Source organism: Grimontia sp. NTOU-MAR1, from assembly GCF_035758505.1.
GTDB classification, from domain to species: Bacteria; Pseudomonadota; Gammaproteobacteria; order Enterobacterales; family Vibrionaceae; genus Enterovibrio; species Enterovibrio marinus.
In genome coordinates this window covers 1,587,960-1,606,529 of sequence record NZ_CP142109.1, presented here as the reverse complement: position 1 = coordinate 1,606,529, position 18,570 = coordinate 1,587,960, and the positions used below count along the sequence as shown (strand labels likewise).

16 protein-coding genes and 1 pseudogene are annotated in these 18,570 nt (G+C 49.6%); 3 read left to right on the top strand and 14 right to left on the bottom strand.

Going from position 1 to position 18,570, the window contains the following annotated elements; all coding sequences use genetic code 11:
- Positions 1-44 precede the first annotated feature (44 nt).
- Complete coding sequence (locus tag VP504_RS25375; protein WP_325894771.1) at positions 45-3,023, bottom strand: methyl-accepting chemotaxis protein; 2,979 nt, start codon at positions 3,021-3,023, stop codon at positions 45-47.
- Between the two features lie 302 nt (positions 3,024-3,325).
- Here VP504_RS25375 and VP504_RS25370 point away from each other — a divergent pair, with 302 nt between their 5' ends.
- Positions 3,326-3,601: a hypothetical protein gene (locus VP504_RS25370; RefSeq protein ID WP_325894770.1), complete on the top strand. Its 276-nt coding sequence runs from the start codon at positions 3,326-3,328 to the stop codon at positions 3,599-3,601.
- Positions 3,602-3,798: 197 nt separating this feature from the next.
- On the opposite strand, the gene VP504_RS25365 is transcribed toward VP504_RS25370, so the two are convergent.
- The 11 genes from VP504_RS25365 to VP504_RS25315 all read right to left on the bottom strand — a co-directional run bounded on the left by VP504_RS25365 (position 3,799) and on the right by VP504_RS25315 (position 14,062).
- Positions 3,799-4,830, bottom strand: coding sequence for a YeiH family protein (locus VP504_RS25365; RefSeq protein ID WP_325894769.1), 1,032 nt, complete (start codon positions 4,828-4,830; stop codon positions 3,799-3,801).
- 14 nt (positions 4,831-4,844) lie between these two features.
- Positions 4,845-5,858, bottom strand: a complete 1,014-nt coding sequence (locus VP504_RS25360; RefSeq protein ID WP_325894768.1) for an Ldh family oxidoreductase — start codon at positions 5,856-5,858, stop codon at positions 4,845-4,847.
- Between the two features lie 96 nt (positions 5,859-5,954).
- On the bottom strand, positions 5,955-7,124 hold the full coding sequence (locus VP504_RS25355; RefSeq protein ID WP_002541226.1) for a UxaA family hydrolase: 1,170 nt from the start codon (positions 7,122-7,124) through the stop codon (positions 5,955-5,957).
- Positions 7,125-7,126: 2 nt separating this feature from the next.
- The gene (locus VP504_RS25350; protein ID WP_062664816.1) at positions 7,127-7,414 is read right to left on the bottom strand and encodes a UxaA family hydrolase; all 288 of its coding nucleotides are present in this window, start codon (positions 7,412-7,414) and stop codon (positions 7,127-7,129) included.
- Positions 7,415-7,521: 107 nt separating this feature from the next.
- Positions 7,522-8,529: an alcohol dehydrogenase catalytic domain-containing protein gene (locus VP504_RS25345; RefSeq protein ID WP_325894767.1), complete on the bottom strand. Its 1,008-nt coding sequence runs from the start codon at positions 8,527-8,529 to the stop codon at positions 7,522-7,524.
- 23 nt (positions 8,530-8,552) lie between these two features.
- The gene (locus VP504_RS25340) at positions 8,553-9,329 is read right to left on the bottom strand and encodes an SDR family NAD(P)-dependent oxidoreductase (protein WP_062714420.1); all 777 of its coding nucleotides are present in this window, start codon (positions 9,327-9,329) and stop codon (positions 8,553-8,555) included.
- A 21-nt stretch (positions 9,330-9,350) separates the two neighbouring features.
- A complete protein-coding gene (gene hisD / locus VP504_RS25335) occupies positions 9,351-10,655 on the bottom strand; it encodes a histidinol dehydrogenase (RefSeq protein WP_325894766.1) in 1,305 nt (434 codons plus the stop codon).
- An 86-nt stretch (positions 10,656-10,741) separates the two neighbouring features.
- On the bottom strand, positions 10,742-12,052 hold the full coding sequence (locus tag VP504_RS25330) for a TRAP transporter large permease (protein WP_325894765.1): 1,311 nt from the start codon (positions 12,050-12,052) through the stop codon (positions 10,742-10,744).
- Between the two features lie 8 nt (positions 12,053-12,060).
- Positions 12,061-12,573 (bottom strand): TRAP transporter small permease, encoded by a 513-nt coding sequence (locus VP504_RS25325; protein WP_251880238.1) that lies wholly within the window; start codon positions 12,571-12,573, stop codon positions 12,061-12,063.
- A 90-nt stretch (positions 12,574-12,663) separates the two neighbouring features.
- Positions 12,664-13,818: a TRAP transporter substrate-binding protein gene (locus tag VP504_RS25320; RefSeq protein ID WP_325894764.1), complete on the bottom strand. Its 1,155-nt coding sequence runs from the start codon at positions 13,816-13,818 to the stop codon at positions 12,664-12,666.
- Positions 13,819-13,840: 22 nt separating this feature from the next.
- Complete coding sequence (locus tag VP504_RS25315) at positions 13,841-14,062, bottom strand: hypothetical protein (RefSeq protein WP_062714407.1); 222 nt, start codon at positions 14,060-14,062, stop codon at positions 13,841-13,843.
- A gap of 228 nt (positions 14,063-14,290) precedes the next feature.
- Here VP504_RS25315 and VP504_RS25310 point away from each other — a divergent pair, with 228 nt between their 5' ends.
- Positions 14,291-15,346, top strand: a complete 1,056-nt coding sequence (locus VP504_RS25310) for a LacI family DNA-binding transcriptional regulator (RefSeq protein ID WP_325894763.1) — start codon at positions 14,291-14,293, stop codon at positions 15,344-15,346.
- Between the two features lie 109 nt (positions 15,347-15,455).
- Positions 15,456-16,233, top strand: a pseudogene (locus VP504_RS25305) (SDR family NAD(P)-dependent oxidoreductase).
- Positions 16,234-16,283: 50 nt separating this feature from the next.
- On the opposite strand, the gene VP504_RS25300 reads toward VP504_RS25305, so the two are convergent.
- Together VP504_RS25300 and VP504_RS25295 are read right to left on the bottom strand one after the other, a co-directional pair.
- A complete protein-coding gene (locus VP504_RS25300; RefSeq protein WP_325894762.1) occupies positions 16,284-17,399 on the bottom strand; it encodes an ABC transporter permease in 1,116 nt (371 codons plus the stop codon).
- Complete coding sequence (locus tag VP504_RS25295; protein WP_325894761.1) at positions 17,396-18,565, bottom strand: ABC transporter permease; 1,170 nt, start codon at positions 18,563-18,565, stop codon at positions 17,396-17,398. Before VP504_RS25295 ends, VP504_RS25300 begins: the two co-directional genes overlap by 4 nt.
- Positions 18,566-18,570: the final 5 nt, after the last annotated feature.

The window sequence follows — 18,570 nt, the reverse complement described above, 5'->3', positions numbered from 1 at the left end:
GGGTAACAGGTGACTTTTGACTCATAAATGATCGATGTCGAGACTTAGTAATTAAACCTGCCAATCATACGGTTGAGGCTTTCAGCCTGCTCGCTGACACCATCAATGTTGCTGTTGATACGATTTAAAATTCGTGCGCATTGTTGAATGTTATCACCGACATCAGTCACGTCATCTGATGCCTCGTTGACTCGATCGAACTGTGCCTTAATGGAAAGATTGACACGATCAAAATTCGCACATACTTCGCTGTTAGACTGAGTGATTTTCTTCAACAAGTCAGCTGAGAGGTTCACTTTTTCTGCCCCGAGCCCAATGCGGTCTTCTGATTCTTTAATGAGCGTAAAAATCTCCTTTGCTGCATCGGCGGAGCGCTGTGCGAGGTTGCGAACCTCACCGGCAACCACTGAAAATCCACGTCCTTGCTCGCCAGCCCGAGCTGCTTCGACACTGGCGTTGAGTGCTAGAAGGTTCGTTTGGAACGCGATACCTTCTATCGTCTCAATGATGAGTTGCATCTTATGGCTTGATTCTGTAATTGATTTCATGGCTTTTTCTACTTCTTTCACCAAGGCTTCACTTTCATGTGCATGCTTGAGAGCAGTTTGTGAGACGGTGACAGAAACGTTAGCGTGGTCGAGCGTTTCCTCAATATTGCTCCGCATTGCAGCCATACGCAGGGTGACATCTTTTAAGCCTTTCACCTGAGCGTTGAGCTGATTGTTGAGGTCCGATACTTCTGAATTGGTTTCTTCAGATGTATTGGTCACGGTTGTGGCAGAGCTTTGGATCTCTTTGACCATATCTGCGAGGCTTGTAATTGTTTCGTTGATACCAGATTTTAACTTCTGGTAGTCACCATCAACTTCATGGGCAAAATGATCAGTCAGATCTCCTTGAGAGAGTTTTTCTAATACTTCCTGAGTATGTGCCAGTGTTTCATCTATGTTGTTGGCTGACTGATTCACCGCGTTGGCGAGTTTGAGCAAATCACCAGAAACATCTTCTGTTTGGCAACGTGCAGAGAAATCACCATCTGAAACTTCTCCCATGACGGTAACAATATTAGTGATAACAGAATTGATAGAGGTAGAAGCCTTATTAACGGCCATTTTCATGTCATTCAACTTGCCTTTAGCATCGACGGAGGCAGTCCGACCAAACTGGCCATGACTGAGGGCTTCCATGACGTCACATATATTGGCTATCACACGCTCTGTATTATCAATAGACTGGTTCATTGATTCTTTAAGAGACGCTAAATCGCCAGCAGCATAGGCGGTAATACGATTGTTGTAATCCCCGGCCTCAAGAGAAGACATAACATGTTTCGCGTCTTTGATGAAGGCTGCATTACTGCGGGCAGAGCTATTCACTTTTTGTTTTAATATTTCTAATTGTCCTTGGGCATGGCTGGTGACTTGTGCACTGAAATCACCCTGTTCGATTCTTGTCATTACGTCGCCAATGTCATTGACTGTTGTTTCAATTTCGTTGGCAAACTCGTTGATACTTGATTTTAACTTTTGCAGGTCGCCCGACATCTCTAGCCCTACGCGTTGAGAGAAGTCTCCGCGAGAAAGGCCTTCCATGGTCGTCGATATTTCTCCAACGGCATCGTTGAGTGATGCGAGCATGGTGTTGAGTGCTTCTGCTGCCTGCCCCGTTTCATCTTTGCTGTGTACATTCGCCCTGTCAGAAAAACTCCACCTGTTACGTAAATCTAAGATGAATGTGGACAGTTCCTGAATCGGTCTCGCGATGCGTTGCCCAAACTGCTTTGCAGTGAGCCAAACGACCACAACCAAGCCCAAGGCAACGATAAAATAAATAATTTGTAGATAGGTAATTGCCAGTAATGCTTCCCCCACTTCTTGCTCAACAATGATAATCCAGTCAGTCCCCTTATCGATGTTGACCTTTCTGAAAACAGTAAAAACCTCTTCGCCCCGGTAGTTTTCGTTGTGGATAGCGCTGGGTGAATAGGCAATCTCGCTATTCAGCGCAACACTGACGGCTTCCCCTTCTATGGTTTTGTTATTTCTGAACGAGTTTTCAACAGTCATCTCCTCGCTCCAGAAAGTGTCTGAGCGAAGCTTCTTGTCTGAACCAACAATGTAAGATTCCCCAGTTTCTCCAAGACCATATTCCATACTCATTACGGCGGTGATTTGGTCTAGTGGGATTTGGATGATCAAAACGGCTTTTGGAATGCCATTAACATAGATGGGTGTTGCAGTGAAGGCAGCTGGGGCTTGGTATGAAGGGAGATATTGTTTGTAGTCGTGGAGAATCGTGTCTACAGCTTCGCCTTTCATCAAGCTCTTTTTAAGATCTTTAAAAATAACGCCTAGGCCTGAGTCAGCGTGAGGGCCGGTTTCTAGGTTAGTGGCATAATCTATCTCTTTAAATACTGAATAAACGACGTTTGCGGTGGAGAGGTCGACAATGAAAATGTCGTAATAGCCAAAATCGATAAGGTACTGGCGATATGTCGTGTGTATTTCTTTATGAGCGATATCGTAGGGCGTTTTACCTGCTTGTCTAAGGTTATCTTTTTGTCCCAGCGGATAGCTGTTTTTCACTAAGTAGGCATGTTGCAATGCAATGGCTTTTGCACTTATTCCGTCCATCAGTATGCTTGTGTCCAGCTCTTGCTCAGTTTGACTTTGATATCGTCGAGCAAAGATGTCCTCGTAAAAAACCGATAAATCTTGTGTTTTCTGTGAGATTTCTTCTTCAGGGTATGCTTTGAATGAACCCATCAAGTTGGGAATGGCGTCTATGGTGAGAGGGTTTTTGGCGATGCTGGATAAGATGGTCTTGCAACGTTCAAAGTACTTTTCTAATGAATGTGCTTTCAGTTCGGCTATCGCTTGGAGAGATTCACTTTTTTGTTGTTCAATCGATGTCGACGAGCTGTAAAGACCTATAAATGCAGTAAGGAAACATGGCACCAAACCTACAACGCAGAGAATGACAGTCATCTTTTTAACTAACGCAAAATCCTCGAACTTACGCATCCAGACCTTAAGCACAATTCAACCCCTATCGGAATGAGTTATCAATTCTTATATTTGAGAGTTTAGGATTAAATGTGAGGATAGTGTAAAAACATTGTTGGCGATTGGTTTTGTTAACGAATATGATTTTGAACAAAATCTCTTTACCCAATGACCTATCACCAGAGAGTAACCAGTGCCGAACTCAACCGAAAACAGCGCGATTCTAAATAAACCACTTGCTTTCGTTATCTTGATGTTAGGGATGACCTTTGGTGTTTTGAACTTACAGCTGGTTCTGGGAGGGGGGGGAACAGCATGGTATGCTGATGAATATCCTTTACGGTTTTCTGGCGTTCGTGGGCATATTTGTGTCTTTATTCTGGGTGTTTGATTCGAAAAATACCCGTATTACTGATGAGTACGTAGAGAAGGGCAAGAACCGAATTCTTTGGAGTGAGGTGACAAGCTCAAAATCGAATGACTTTTCTATTGTCATTTCTACTCGCGAGAAACGTATCGTGGTGAACTATTATGCGTACAGAAATCCTGAAGGTTTAATGCAGGAAATCCAGTCGCGGTTGACCAACCCAGCATAAGGTAAAGCCGAATCCCTGAGCTTTTATGGGGGATTTCTGCTAAGTTATCGTCTTCTTATTTATGCTCTAGCTACACATCGATGCTTCTACCTTGAATAAAATCCCCACAAACCTATCCCTGCAACAAAACAAACTGGTCTCAAGGCTGTATCCTCAAAATAAATCGTTATCTACCTCAAGAGAGGTGAATCATACGTCTAGCCAAACCAATAAATCCCAACTAATACCCAAGCAGCAATCGCGACTGTTTCAATCACCACCATCAGAATGGGCTCATAGCCGATGGTGAAAAGCTTCTTCACAGAGGTTTTAATCCCCAAGGCAGCCACCGCCGAAACCAGACACCAGGATGAGAGTCCTGACAGGGTATTGGTGACGCCAACAGGCAGAATATGGGCGCTGTTTATCGCAACACAAATACAGAAGCCGATAACGAAAAACGGAAGCAGTGGGATATCTGCTTTCTCGCTGTCTTTGTCAGGATGGCTGCGGAAATATAGGGAAATCACCAGAATCACGGGAACCAGCAAAGCCACGCGCAGCAGTTTGGTGATGGTAGCGAACTCACCGGCTTGTGGGGAAATAGAATAGCCTGCACCAACAACCTGCGCGACGTCGTGAATGGTACCGCCGATGAAAATGCCAGCCAGTCGGTCATCAAAGCCTAAAAGGTTAACGAAGATGGGGTAGATGACCATGGCAATGGTGCTGAATGCGGTGACAGCGATTACCGTAAACAGCGTGTTACGTTCACTGAAAGGGTGTTTAGGTAGAACGGCCGAAATAGCCAGCGCAGCAGATGCACCACAAATAGCGACGGAGCCGCCCGTCAACACACCGAACTGAATACGGCGGCCGAGAATTTTCGCCACCAACATGCCGATAGAAATAGTGAGCGCAATACCAAGCGCTACCCAGACCAACACTTCCCAGCCGAGAGAAGTCATTTCTTCCACCGTAATGCGAAGACCAAGTAAAGCCACGCCAAATCGGAGTACCTTTTTGGCGGCAAACTCTACGCCTGCCTGACACTTGGAATCATCAGCGAGAAAGTGAAACGCGATGCCCAGCAAGAGGGCAAAGAGCATTTGCGGTGCACCATAATGTGCAGCGAGAAAGGTGGCTGCAGCAGCGACGGTGACGGAAAGTAAAAGACCAGGCGCAAGGGTACGGGCACTTTGGCTCAGTGATTGCCAATTAGGGAGACGTTGTTTTAATTGTGATTGCATGAATAACTTCCATGTTATTGATTATTTGATAGTTGAGCTAATTCCCGTAGTTCTTTCATGGTGGCATCGGTGAGGTGTAAGCCTTCCTTGAGTACGCGTTCACGGCGGACAATTCGACGCTGTCCGGGTAAGCGAACGCTCTCCTGCTCACACATGGTGTTGAGGAGTAACTCAAGGCGTTCAGCAAATTGTGTTCCAGAAACAGTCGTATCGATGGCGATGACAGAATGTCCGATAGCGGGTGGCTCACCCTCAGTATCGAAGAAATTTGACGCTTCAAAGCCATAAAGGGCATTGGTTAGACTTGCTGAGAGAATTTCGACCATGAGCGCGAGCGCAGCCCCTTTGGCATCGCCGATAGGGAGCATCGAACCTTTCACTGCTGCATCAGGGTCTGTGGTTGGCTCACCATTGGCATCGATCGCCCAGCCTTCAGGAATGGTTTCGTCGTTCTTTCTGGCGACCAATACCTTGCCGCGGGCCACTTTGCTCAAGCTCATGTCGATGACCAGCGGCGGTGCGCCGTCACGTGGGCAGGCAAATGCGATAGGGTTAGTGCCAAAGAGGGCTTTTTTTCCACCCCAAGGCGCAATAGCGCTCGGGCTGTTTGAAAACACCAAGGCAATACAACCTTGCTTGGCTATACGTTCTGCGTGGAATCCGGCCTGTCCAAAATGGTGGGAACGGTTTACCGTGGCTAACGCAATACCTTGTGCTTTTGCCATGGCTGGAAGCAGGGATACAAGCTTGTCCATAGCAGGAAAGGCAAAGCCGAGTTCTGCATTGATATGACAAACCGCGGGTTTCGGGGTATCCACCTTGGGGGTCGCATCACCCATCACCTTTCCGCATTTGACTTGCTCAATGTAGGCCGCAAGACGGGCGAGTCCGTGACCTGATTGACCATCAATTTCCGCTTGAATAAGGGCGTTGGCGACAGATTTAGCATTGGCCGATGTAACGCCAGCGTTTTCCAGCGCTTGTGCGGTCAGAGATTTAGCTTCCGAAGGGTCGATAAACACAGGCATAACTGGCTCCTGCGATTGGTAAGGAAAGAGACGCTGGGTTTCCCCAGCGTCGGTCTTGCTGTATCAAATGATTGCCGCGCCGAATAAGCGAAATGCTTATGCGCTTCGATACAGTTTGGTCAGAACGAACTCGCGGTGACCCAGCGCTTCTGCTGCGGTTGCACGGCCGTTTGCGGTGCGTAGCGTCATGTCGATCAGCGCATCACCCGCTGTGTCGAGATTCAGCTCACGGCGCAGAATACCGGAAACGTCTACGTCGATGTGCTCACCCATGGTACGCACGGTACGTGGGTTCGCAGTGATTTTGATAACAGGTACTATTGGGTTACCAATGACGTTGCCTTGCCCTGTTGGGAACAGGTGAACCGCGAAGCCTGCAGCTGCCTGCAGCGTCACACACTCTGCCGCTGCAGAAGAGGTGTCCATGAAGTACAGACCTGGGCCTGCTTCTGGGCGCTCTGCGGGCGTCAGAACATCAACGAACTGAGTGGTTTTACCGATCTTCTGGTAGTTACCAAACGCTTTCTCTTCGATGGTGGTCAGGCCGCCTTCGATGTTGCCTTTGGTTGGCTGGCTGTCAGACAGGTCAGACGTTTTGTGTGGTTCGATAACTTCGTCCATGTATGCCTGCCAGGTGTCCAGGAACTTCTGGCCAACTTCCGGGCTCACTGCACGGGTCTTACAGATTTGCTCTGCACCGGTCAGCTCCGATGTTTCACCGAAACACAACGTTGCGCCTTCCGCTGAGAACTTGTCACACAGGTTACCCACGGTTGGGTTCGCTGCCAGACCAGATGTGGTGTCAGACTCACCACACTTCATTGAAACCCACAGCTCGCTCACGTCGCACTCTTCGCGGGTCAGTTCGCTCGCGTAATGAACGTATTCTTTCGCTACGCGGGATGCGGCAGCAATTGTGTTGATGTCACCGTTTTGCTCAATCGCGAAGCCTTGAACAGGCTTACCAGAAGCTTTAATGCCTTCAACCACACGGCTGGTCCAGCCCGGCTCGATACCGATAACCACAACCGCAGCCACGTTAGGGTTACAACCTGTGCCAATCAGGGTACGGAAGTGCAGTTCCAAATCTTCACCAAACTGCAGGCGGCCATACGGGTGTGGCAACGCAAGTGTACCTTTGATGTTGTTAGCAACAGCTTCACATGCTGCGTTAGACAGATCATCCAATGGCAGAATAATGACGTGATTGCGCACACCGACACGGCCATTTTCGCGGCGGTAGCCCATAAATGTGTATTTGCTCATGGTTACCACCTCTTGGTTTTCACATTGTGTACGTGTACGTGACCGCCTTTCGCGATGTTTGCGACAGCTTTACCGATATCGTTGTCATACTTAAGAATGGTGTCGCCGTCTTTAATGTCGCTCAGCGCCACTTTGTGGCCGAGAGGGATTGCGTCCAGCGCGAGTACTTCGATGGTGGCATCTGTGTCCATCACCCATCCGGTTAGCGTTTGGCCTGCTTCGAGGCCCTCGACCACAATCACGCCGACAGTGTCAGACGAGTCATGGACGAGAAAGTCCGGTGCTTGCATTTTCATCTCCTTTTGAATCAAGGTTTAAAACTTACTTCCATATATCCTTGGCGTGGCTGGCATACAGCTTGGGCAATCTGATTCACCAACCTTACCTCGGTGTTTGTTTACCCTTCGGGGAGCAGCACCACTTTGGCAGCGGCGATACGTCCGTTAAGTAAATCGTCAAAAGCGTTCGCTCCATCACTAAGCGGGCGCTCCTGAATCCAGTCCAGTGCACCAAGCGCACCATTGTGCATAGCTTCTAGCGTGGCTTTGAAGTCCTGCATGGTGTAGGTGTAACTGCCTGCGAAGGTCACTTCCTGAAGGGTGAACTTACGGATATCCAACCCTTCGAAGCTGTCTTGCAGTCCCACATGAATGATCACGCCACCGGGTTTAACCGCCGCTGATCCGCCCATTCGTGTGTGTTTGTTGCCCACGCAATCCACGACGAGATCCATGGTGTTCTCGCCGATCATCTGATCGGTCAGTGGATCGAAAACAGTGGCGACGTTGGCCTTTTCCACGGTTTCACGGCGTAGGGCATTGGTTTCTGCCAGATAGATTTGTTTGCAGCCTTGTGCAGCAAGAGAAAGCGCGGCTGCCAGACCCACTGCACCGCCGCCATAAACCAATGCTTTGTTTTCCACCAAAGGACGCTTGCTGAGCTCTGCGCCTTTGGTGACGGCGTGCCAGCCTGTTGCAATCGGCTCAGCCAGTGATGCTGTGCTGAGTGACATACCCTCCGGTACCGGCACTAAGTTGCGTTTGGGAATCGCAATAAATTCGGCAAATGCGCCTTCACGAGGCGGCATGGAAATGATCTCTCGCGCTTGGCATTGATTCGTATGGCCAGTCAGGCAGTAATCGCATTTACCACAACTGACCAGTGGATTGATCACCACGGCTTTTTGGTCCCATTCACCACCGTGGACGATACCCGCCCCCTCGTGTCCGAGAATTAATGGGGCTGGGCGGCGTTCGTCGTGACCGAGGTAAGCGTGCAAGTCAGAACCGCAAATCCCAACTGCCCGGATTTCGACCAACACTTCGTCTTCCCGTGGTGTTGGTACTTCCTCGTTGCGGTAGGTCATTTGATTTGGACCTGTGTAAACCAGGGCTTTCATATCCATTTCAATTAATCCTTAATGCTTGCCTATTTCGCGGTATAGCCGCCATCGAGAGAAATCATCTGGCCTGAGATGTAATCGGAGGCTCTGGAGGCTAAAAATACCGTCAGTCCGTCGAAGTCGCTCAGCTCTCCATTTCGTCCTATCGCTGTCATTGATGCGTGGTGCTTGGAGAGGGAGTCGTCACTAAACACTCTCTCGGTCAGCGGTGTTTGGAAGAATCCGGGAGCAATGGCGTTGGTGGTAATGCCCTCTTTTGACCAGGCTTCAGCCATTGCTCTTGTCAGTTGCGCGACGCCGCCTTTTGATGCGCCGTAGGGAATCGAATTGGTAAAGGCGCGATAGCTTTGTAGCGAACCGATATTGATGATTTTTCCGCGGCCTTTTTCCCGCATACCCGACAAGCAGGCTTTGGCGAGAAAGAAGGGAACAGACAGGTTGAGGTTCAATGTCATGTCCCAACTTTCCAGCGTGATGTCATCGGCAGGTTGGCGAAGGTTGACGCCAGCCGCATTCACCAGAATGTCTGGCGAGCCAAAGTGTGATGACACCTTTTCAATGAATCGGGGCAGCGTTTCGCGCTTGTTAAGGTCAACGGTTTCGATGGCGGCGTCTCGGCCTTCACTGGCAATGGCGACCGCCGTTTGTGCCAGCGTTTCTGCATGGCGTCCGGAGAGCACCACTTTTGCGCCCGCTTTGGCGAGGGCATAAGCCATGCGTTGTCCGATACCGGAACCCGCTCCTGTCACTAATGCGACTTGACCTTCAAGATTGAATAGTTGATTTATCATGCTGCCCGTCATCTCAGTCCCCCTTCGTTTTACTTACTCTGGCTGCAGGTTGAACTGCTCATCCGGGAAGTATTTCGCGAGGCGTGCATCGCCCGTTTTCGCGTGTGCTTCCATGCCTTCAAGGCGCGAAATACGCGCAGTCACCTGTGCCACATCTTTGCTCGCTTCTTTGGTGGAGCGCTGATAGGTCACAACCTTGATGAACTTGCCGGCACTGAGACCGCCGGTATACTTTGCAGCGCCTTTGGTGGGCAGGATGTGGTTTGGCCCAGAGGTTTTATCGCCAAACGCCACATTGGTCTCTTCGCCAAGGAAGAGAGAGCCGTAGTTGCGCAGGTTTTGCAGCCACCAATCCAGATCTTCAGCGTGCACCTCCAAGTGTTCAGAAGCGTATTCGTCACTGACTTTTACGGCTTCTTCCTTGGTATCGACAAGAATCACTTCGCCGTAATCACGCCATGCGGCTTCTGCCGATTGGCTATTGAGCTCTGGCAATTCAGCAATTAACTCTGGCAGGCGTTTTATGACTTTCTCAGCCAAGTCCTCTGAATCCGTCAGCAGCCAAGCTGGGCTATTAGGACCGTGTTCTGCCTGACCGACCAAATCGACCGCGACGAGTTCTGGGTCCGCGTTTGCATCCGCTATCACCATCACCTCTGATGGGCCTGCGAACATGTCGATACCCACACGGCCATAAAGCTGGCGTTTGGCTTCAGCAACGAATTGGTTACCCGGGCCAACAAGAATGTCGGCTGGGTGGCCAGTGAATTGACCAAATGCCATCGCAGCGATGCCTTGTACGCCACCCAAGTTCAGGATGGTGTCAGCACCACACAGGCTCAATGTGTAAAGAATGGCAGGGTGGATGCCACCTTCACGGCCTGGAGGCGAACACGCGATTACATGATCCACACCGGCTACTTTTGCGGTGGTTACAGACATAATCGCTGATGCGATATGAGAGTAACGGCCACCCGGCACATAACAGCCTGCGGCTTGCATAGGGATCAAGCGCTGACCAGCGAACAAACCTGGGGACAGTTCGGTTTCAAATTCGCTTAGGCTATCTAACTGTGCTTGGGCAAAGTCGCGAACGCGTTCATAAGCAAACTGAATATCCTTTTTCAGTTGCTCTGGCACTTTCGCTGCTGCCGCGTCGATGTCTTCCTGAGAGACAACAATGTCGCCATGCCAGTTGTCAAATTTTTGCGTGTAAGCGATGCAGGTTTCTTCTCCGCCCTGCTCGATATCCTTGAGCATGTCCGCCACGATTGCGCGAACATCGTCTTCACCTGTTGCAGCAGTTTTTTCTGCTTTTTTCAGATATTTAACAGCCATGTCGATAATTTCCTCGTTAAATTTTGGGCGCAACTTCCCTGTCTGGCTTGTCGGCGACAAGCCAAAGAGAAGCTAAATGTGTGTAGTTAATCCAAAGCCCAGAGCGATAATTCGGGGATAAATGCCAGGAGCAATACCACCGTTAACATGGATATGACGTAGGGCCCCGATCGCGCGGCAATCTTCAGAACCGAGGTCCCCGTTAATCCGGATACAACAAAAAGGTTCAGCCCAAGTGGCGGTGTGATGAAGCCGACACCCAGAGCGGTAACCATCATGATGCAGAACTGCACATCTTCCATGCCGATCTCGCGTGCCAGTGGCAGCAGGATTGGCGACAAAATCAGAATGTTTGGCGTGGTTTCCATAAAACAGCCTGAGATGATCAAAATACCAATCATGATCAGAATCAGTGCCGTGCGACTATCGGTAAACGATGTCATGGTTTCCACGAATGCCTGTGGTACATCCAGCGCGGCCAGTGTCTGCGCCAGTGGCAGGCTCAGCGCAATAATGGGCAGAATGACGCCGTTTACTTTGGCAGAGCTTTCAAGCATTTTCGGGAAATCGCTGATTTTCAGTGTGCCCTGGAAAAGGCCGATAATGATGGTGATAACCACAGCCACCGCGGCCGCTTCTGTCGGAGTAAACACACCTGAGTAAATACCACCAAGAATGATGACAGGTACCAACAGGGCATAACGTGCATCAACCACTACTGAAAACCAGCGCTTGATCGAGAAGCCTTGTCCCGCGTTTTCATAACCATAGATACGGTTCATGACGACGTTGGTCAGCATGATAGCCATCATGACCATGACACCCGGTACTGCCGCTGCCAGGAACAGCGTTGATGCAGAAATACCCAGCACAAGACCAATAATGATGTAGGCAATTGATGGCGGGATCAGGATCCCGGTACAAGCACCCGCGGCGACCAGTGCACAGGCGTAAGGCTTTGGATAACCCTGCGCCACCAGACGGTCAATCGTCATTCGGCCTACTGCTGCTGCACCTGCTGCGTCAGAGCCAGAGATACAGGCGAAGAAGCCACACCCTAAAACGGTTGCACTACCAAAACCCGCTTTCGCGCCGCCGACACTGGCTTCCGCCACATCAAGCAGTTTGTTCGAAAGACCGGTTCTCACCAGAACATCACCTGTCAGGATAAAAAGTGGGACGGCAATCAGCGCGAAAGCATCAATACCGTCGAACAGAGATTCACCAAACAAGGACAGAGGTAGTACTTCGGTGATAAACAAGAGAGCAATTGAGCCCAAGCCCAATGACACCCAAACCGGCACCGCGAATGCGATAAGTACCAGCATGCCAATAACGGGGCCATAGAATTCCCAGCCAAGATCGACAGAGACCTGTTGCGAGTAATAATTCAGCATGAGACCTCCTAATCAAACAGCTTGTTGCCTTCAAACACAGGGGTATTCTGTGTGAGGCTACGGATATCCCGGCGCATTGACTGCATAAGTCGGAATATCATCATGGAGAATCCCAGTGGGACAGCGGCAAGAAACCAAGCCTGACTAATCCCCAAACCATGGGTCACAGACCCGAATTTCAGCGATATTTCAATAGGGTGGATTGACCAATAGAGCGCGAATAATGCGACCACCAGTGTGGCGACATCCCCAAGTAGATAGATAGCTGCCTTGCCTCGGTTTGGCAGGTAATGCAGCATGACATCAATGCGTATGTGCGCGCGCTCTTTTACGGCTGCGGATGCACCGACCCACGCCAGATAAATAAAGGCATACCTTGCAACCTCTTCGCCCCAAATGGAGGAATAGCTGAAGACAAAGCGTCTCAGTACTTCCATGGCGATGGTAATGACGATGGTGGTGTAGAAGAACAACAGCAACCAGCGCTCACCATTTTCGTCGATTTGTTTTAAGAAATTCATTGTGACCGTCCAACATCCGTTTCAGATAGAGTGGGAGCCATTTGGGTGCGCTAGGAGAAACGTCCACCCAAATGGCGATTTACTCAGCTGTTAAACGTCGTGAACGAATGGACCTTTGTTTTCGTTCGCTGCTGCAAGCAGTTTGTCGAACGTGGCTTTGGAACCAGCCAGCTCGGTTTTGAATGCATCCCATGCTGGCAGTTGATGTCCGGCTTTGGCTGCCCATTGTGCCATTTCGTCTTTGTTTGGCGCGTAGAACTGAACACCCGCCTGACTCAGTTCCGCCATGGCGTAAGCGCGAGCAGCAGGGACTTTTGCCAGGTTCTGCAGTGAAGTCACTTCACTCGCAAACTCAATGCCCTCCTGAATGTGGCCAGGTAGGTTGTTAAACCATTCCAGGTTACAAGAGAAAACTTGCGAATCTGGCACTGAGCGGTTGAAAGTGACCCAAGAAAGCACGTCTTTGAAGCCGAAGACATTCAGCGCTTCTACCGAAGGGTCAAGCGCATCAGCAACGCCTTGTTTGATTGCAGAAGGTGTTTCACCCCAGGCAACTGGCGTTGGGTTTGCGCCAAGCAGACGGTAGAACTGCTGAAGGATTTTCGAACCCGGTACACGGAATTTGATGCCTTCCATCTGATCTGGCGTTTTGATCGGACCTTCAAGGCCGTTGCGAAGCGCAACTACGCGTGGGTCGATAACCACGTACCAAAGCGGTTTGAATCCTTTCGCTTCTACTTTCGGGTGGATTTCCTTCTTCCATGCGTCAGACGTTACCAGGTTGATGAACTTTTGGTTTTCACCACACCAGTAAGGGATGTTGATGAGGTCAACAGCAGGTGCAAATGGCGCAAAGTTGGAGAGAGAGTGTTGCGCGGCCTGAATGGTACCTGCTTGTACTTTTTGCGCTAACGCGCCACCCGCACCCAGTTGACCGCCCGGCGCCAGTTTTACGTAAACTTCACCGTTGGTCATGTTCTGGATGTTTTCTTTGAAATCCAGCTGCATGATAGGGTAGCTACGGGATGCACCAATGATGTATGCCGTAGCAATCGTCATGGTGTACTTAGCTCGCTTCTGTCGTTCTTTTTCTTCATTAGCCGCTGCGTGTGCGGTGGTTGAGGTCAACAAGGCCCCCGAGGCACCTGCGACGACAGCTGCCGTAAACCCTGCTTTTTTTGCAATTTCCAGGAAACGGCGACGCTCTGCACTTTGTGGGGAGTCATCCTTATGGTGAACAGACATATATCTACTTCCTTTCTGCTTTTTATCGTAATTCTGCCGAATGTTTATCAGCTTCCTTTTCCGCTGACAGCATTGCGACGACGAAAGTCAGTGAAGCAAGGAGAAGTAAAAGGAACTCCCCGACATCACCAACGCGAACTATGGATGTGGACCCAGAAGCGATCTGAAATTTGGTGGCAATCACATTGAGGAAATAGAGTGAGAAAAGCACAGCGGGTAGTAAGTAGCGTTTCCTTAACCTCATATTTCATTACCTCTCAGTTATCAGTCGTGTTGGCTTGCAGTCGCCATTTGTAGTTATAGCACTCACTCAGTATGTAAACCGATTGTTAAATGTAAGCGCTTACATTAAGAAGATAGAAGAGAGTTTGAATGACTGTCAAGTTTTTGGCGGTATAATTTTTGTGTAACGCTATAATTAGGTAAGTTACGGTTTATGAATCCCAAAAGTGAGTCAACGATATAACTTCCTATGACAAAAGAGACTCAGCCAGCGCGTAAGCGCTTACAAAAAAGACCATCAGATGCCCCGACAGCGGAAGATGTGGCGATAGCTGCAGGCGTGTCGACGGCTACTGTTTCACGTTATTTGGCAAACCCAACTTCCGTAAGTGAAAAGCGGGGAGCCTTAATCCGTTCAGCGATTGAATCTCTCGGTTATATTCCCCATGGAGCAGCCCAAGCGTTGGCCTCCCAAAGGTCCCGCACTATAGGTGTGGTTGTGCCGACTCTGGACAATGCCATCTTCGCAGAGGGTATTCAGGCGTTTCAAAGAAGGTTGCAGGAAAAGGGTTATACGCTGTTCATCGCAAGCTCTGACTACTCGACAGATGAAGAGTTGGCGCAGGCGGAACGGTTAGTCTCTCGAGGCGTAGAGGGAATCATGTTGGTGGGTGCTGAGCACAAGCCACAATTGTTCGATATCCTTCATAAGAAGCAGCTACCCTACCTTTACACATGGTCTTTCAAACCTGAATTACCTCATCCTTGTATAGGCTTTGATAATTTCCGTGCCTCTGCCAGGGCGACTCAATTTCTGATTGATTTAGGACATACGGACTTTGCTGCGATTCCTGGTATTACAAGACTGAATGACAGGACTAAAGACCGTATTGCAGGGTGCGTCGAAACCTTGAGAAAATCGGGGATTACGTTGGCTCAAGACAGAATCATTGAATGTCGTTACGATTTGGCGGAAAGCCGTCAGGCGCTGAGAAAACTGATGGAGCTGACGCCAAGACCTACTGCGATTGTTTGTGGTAATGACATTATCGCTATGGGGGCACTGCTTGAAGCGCAATCTCTTGGCCTTCGGGTTCCAGAAGATGTTTCTATCGTTGGCTTTGATGATGTCGCCATGGCTTCTCATATCCAGCCCGCTTTGACGACCATGCAAGTCCCTTCGCGGGAAATGGGGGAAAAAGCCGCCGACTATTTGCTGGCGAAACTAGCAGGGGAGTCAGTGAGCGACATGCTTGAGCTAGAAGCGAAGCTCGTGGTCCGTGAAACGACAGCTGCAATAAAATAGACGTGTCACGGTATCAAAAATATAAGAGGGCCTTGAAGCAGATTTCATTGACATGAAATCCAAAGAGGAAAGAAAAGAGTAAGCTGATGACAATGACCAAAACAATTTTATCACTGGCGCTACAGACGGTATTGGGCTGGAGACCGCTAAACTACTAGCATCTCAAGGCCACAGTATCCTGTTGCATGGGCGTAGCGTCGCCAAGCTGGAAAATGCGAAAGTTCAGGTGCAGGGTGTTGCAGCTGTCGGTAATGTGGAAACCTATCTGTCAGATTTGTCGAACCTGAAGGATGTAGAAAAGTTTGCAGATGAAGTGGCCGCAAACCATGCATCGCTGGATGTGCTTATTAACAACGCTGGTATCTTTCGTACTTCCTCGCCGATCACGGCGGATGGCTTTGACGTGCGGTTTGTTGTAAACACAGTTGCGCCTTACCTGCTGACTAAGCGCTTGCTGTCGTTGCTTGGTGGAGAAGGACGTGTTTTAACCTGTCTTCTGCCGCACAAGCACCCGTCAACATAGCCGCGTTGAGGGGCAGGTAAAAGTCGCTGATGAATTTTCGGCCTATGCACAAAGTAAGCTGGCTATCATCATGTGGACGAAAAAAGTGGCGAGTGATTTGGGTACTGATGGTCCGATGCTGGTGGCTGTTAACCCAGGTTCAATGCTAGGCAGTAAAATGGTAACACAAGGTTTTGGTGTGGCAGGTGGTGATATGGGTATCGGTGCTGATATTCTCGCCCGAGCTTCGCTGAGTAACGAATTCGCTGAGGCTTCCGGCAAGTATTACGACAATGATTCACACCGTTTTGCTGATCCGCATTCTGAAGCTGCGAATGGCGCTAAAGTGGACGCGGTTGTGAAAGCCATTGAGTCGTTAATTTAAGTCCCTAAGCACTATTTAAAAAAGAACCCCGCTTTTAGCGGGGTTCTTTTTTATTGGACTGAGTTTGTCGCACTCCTGGGGTTTGCCAAGATGGCGATAGCACCAAAAATTGCGGTTAGTAGCCATAGTTGGTAAAGGTGGCCCAGCTGGCTTTGAATCGTCGCGCCCATTTGATTCAGCTGAATAGTCGCCTGAATGGCGGGTGTGGAAGGTGCAAATTGCGCCAAAGCATTTAACCACACTGGCAGCTCACTGCTTGGCCAGACAAATCCCGATGTAAACAGCAGAGGCATCGAACTTAACAACACCGTTAAGGTAATGATTTCCGGCCTTGAAAAACATTTCCCAATCACCGTGCCTAAGCCAATCGTCGCCAGCAAAAAAGGCATCATAATGATGATGAGAATTACCGGCTCTGCCAAACGATTAACCCCGTTAATCTCTAGGCTAGCGCCCAGATAGTACATTGCCATTACACTGTAAATCGCTGCAAGAATGCAGGCGCGCGCTATCAGATTTCTCCCCCCGCTATTTGGGTTTACGCTGGCCAGCATGCCGGAAGCGATCAGCAAAGTTTGCTGCAAGATCAGGATAAACACGCCGGGAACGACATAATTCCCGTAGCCAGTCGTCGGGTTATAAACTGGCACGACATTCAGTGAAAACGGAGTAACCTGCTTGGTGGCTGGTTCCATTGGCGTATATTGCATCATGGCGCGGATCGTTTTTACTGACGAGCCAAGTGTGTTGCCCGCATTAACGACGCCTTCTGCGATGGTGCCGTAGGTCAGGAAAAATGAAGCGTCTCCTCCTACTGAAATCACTGGGCTTTTGCCCATCAATAGGTCGCGGTAGAAGTGCTGTGGAACCACCACTACGCCTTCAATGTTTCCGCCTGCGATTTGCTGGCTGGCCTCTTGCTCTTTGCCTAACCGCATGGCAACTGAAAGTTGCGGAGTAGCATCAAGCATCCTGACAAATGCGCGGCTCTCCTGACTGTTATCGTGATCGACAACCGCAACACGAAGTTCGCGTGGGAGTTGGTTTTCATACGGTAATGGGTAAAGCAGCGAATAGATAATGATGCCACCAAACACGGTGAAAACCACTGCCGGATTGGTAAACAGTGCTTTCAGTTCTTGCTTAAATAACGCAGTCCAAGTCATATGCCAGCCTCCTGAATTAGCGTCGCTGACCGGCAGAGTCGTTTGAGTTTAGCGGCGACAAGTAGCCAAATCAGGCTGAAAGCCGCTAAAGCGAGAAGCATGGGCTGCATTTGTATCAGTGTCGCGCCATAGTTGAACTGGCCAATTTGCACCGTGATGTAATGACTAACTGGTAACATTGCGCGCCAACACTGAGCCAGAAACGGCATGTCACTGGCTGGGAAACTCACCCCCATAAAGGCAAATGCTGGCGCAGTAAATCCGGCTACCAGACTCATGGCGCGGATAGCATCGCGTGTTCCTAAATACAGCAAAGAACCTACCGCGAGACCTGCTGACACCATCAAGCCTTGTGATGCGAAAAGTAACGTCCAGCTTCCGTTCATCGGCCAGCCCAACCCAAAGTGCATGGCGGTGGCGAAGACAACTCCCATCAGCCAAAGTGGAATAAGCAACCCTACTACTTTGGCAATTAGCGCTGATAACAAATCTTGCTTGAAGAAATGATCCAGCCCAATGCGTTTGTCGGTCAGTGCCATTGAAAGCATGCCGCTAGCTACAATCACGATTTGCCAAAGTGCGGGAATAATCGCCGAGACCAGAAACTGCGCGTAGTTAGTGCCGTTATTAAACAACGGCACTAACTGAAAACGGACAGGCACAGACTGTCCTGCTGCTTGTGTGGAAACCGTTGTGCCATGCAGCATTTTCCCTTTGATTTCGGCCATGGCCGCAAAGGTGCTATGACTTTGGGTAATCGCCGCACTCACCAGTTTGCCAATGAGAATATACTGGCTGTTGTAGAAGACCGTGACATCTGGGCTTTCACCGCGCAGGGTCGCTTTTTCAAAATCAGAGGGAATGATGACGGTAGCGAAAGTTTGTGCACTGTTCATTGATGCAGACGCCTCTCGAACGGTGCTGAAATTTCGAGTTTCCAGAGTTGGACTCGCGTCATAGAAACGGGTGAGGCTTCGCGATGTCGAGCTATGGTCAAGATCGACAACGCCAATTGCTAGATCCCGTCCTGTGCCAGAAGAGAATATCGCCCACACCAATAGAAACAGCGTGATGGGTAACCAGCTAAGGAGGGCGGTTAACCATTTGTCTGACAGAGTCAGTCGCCATTCTTCAAAAAGAAGCGGAACTAACGAAGGTTTATCCATCGCGA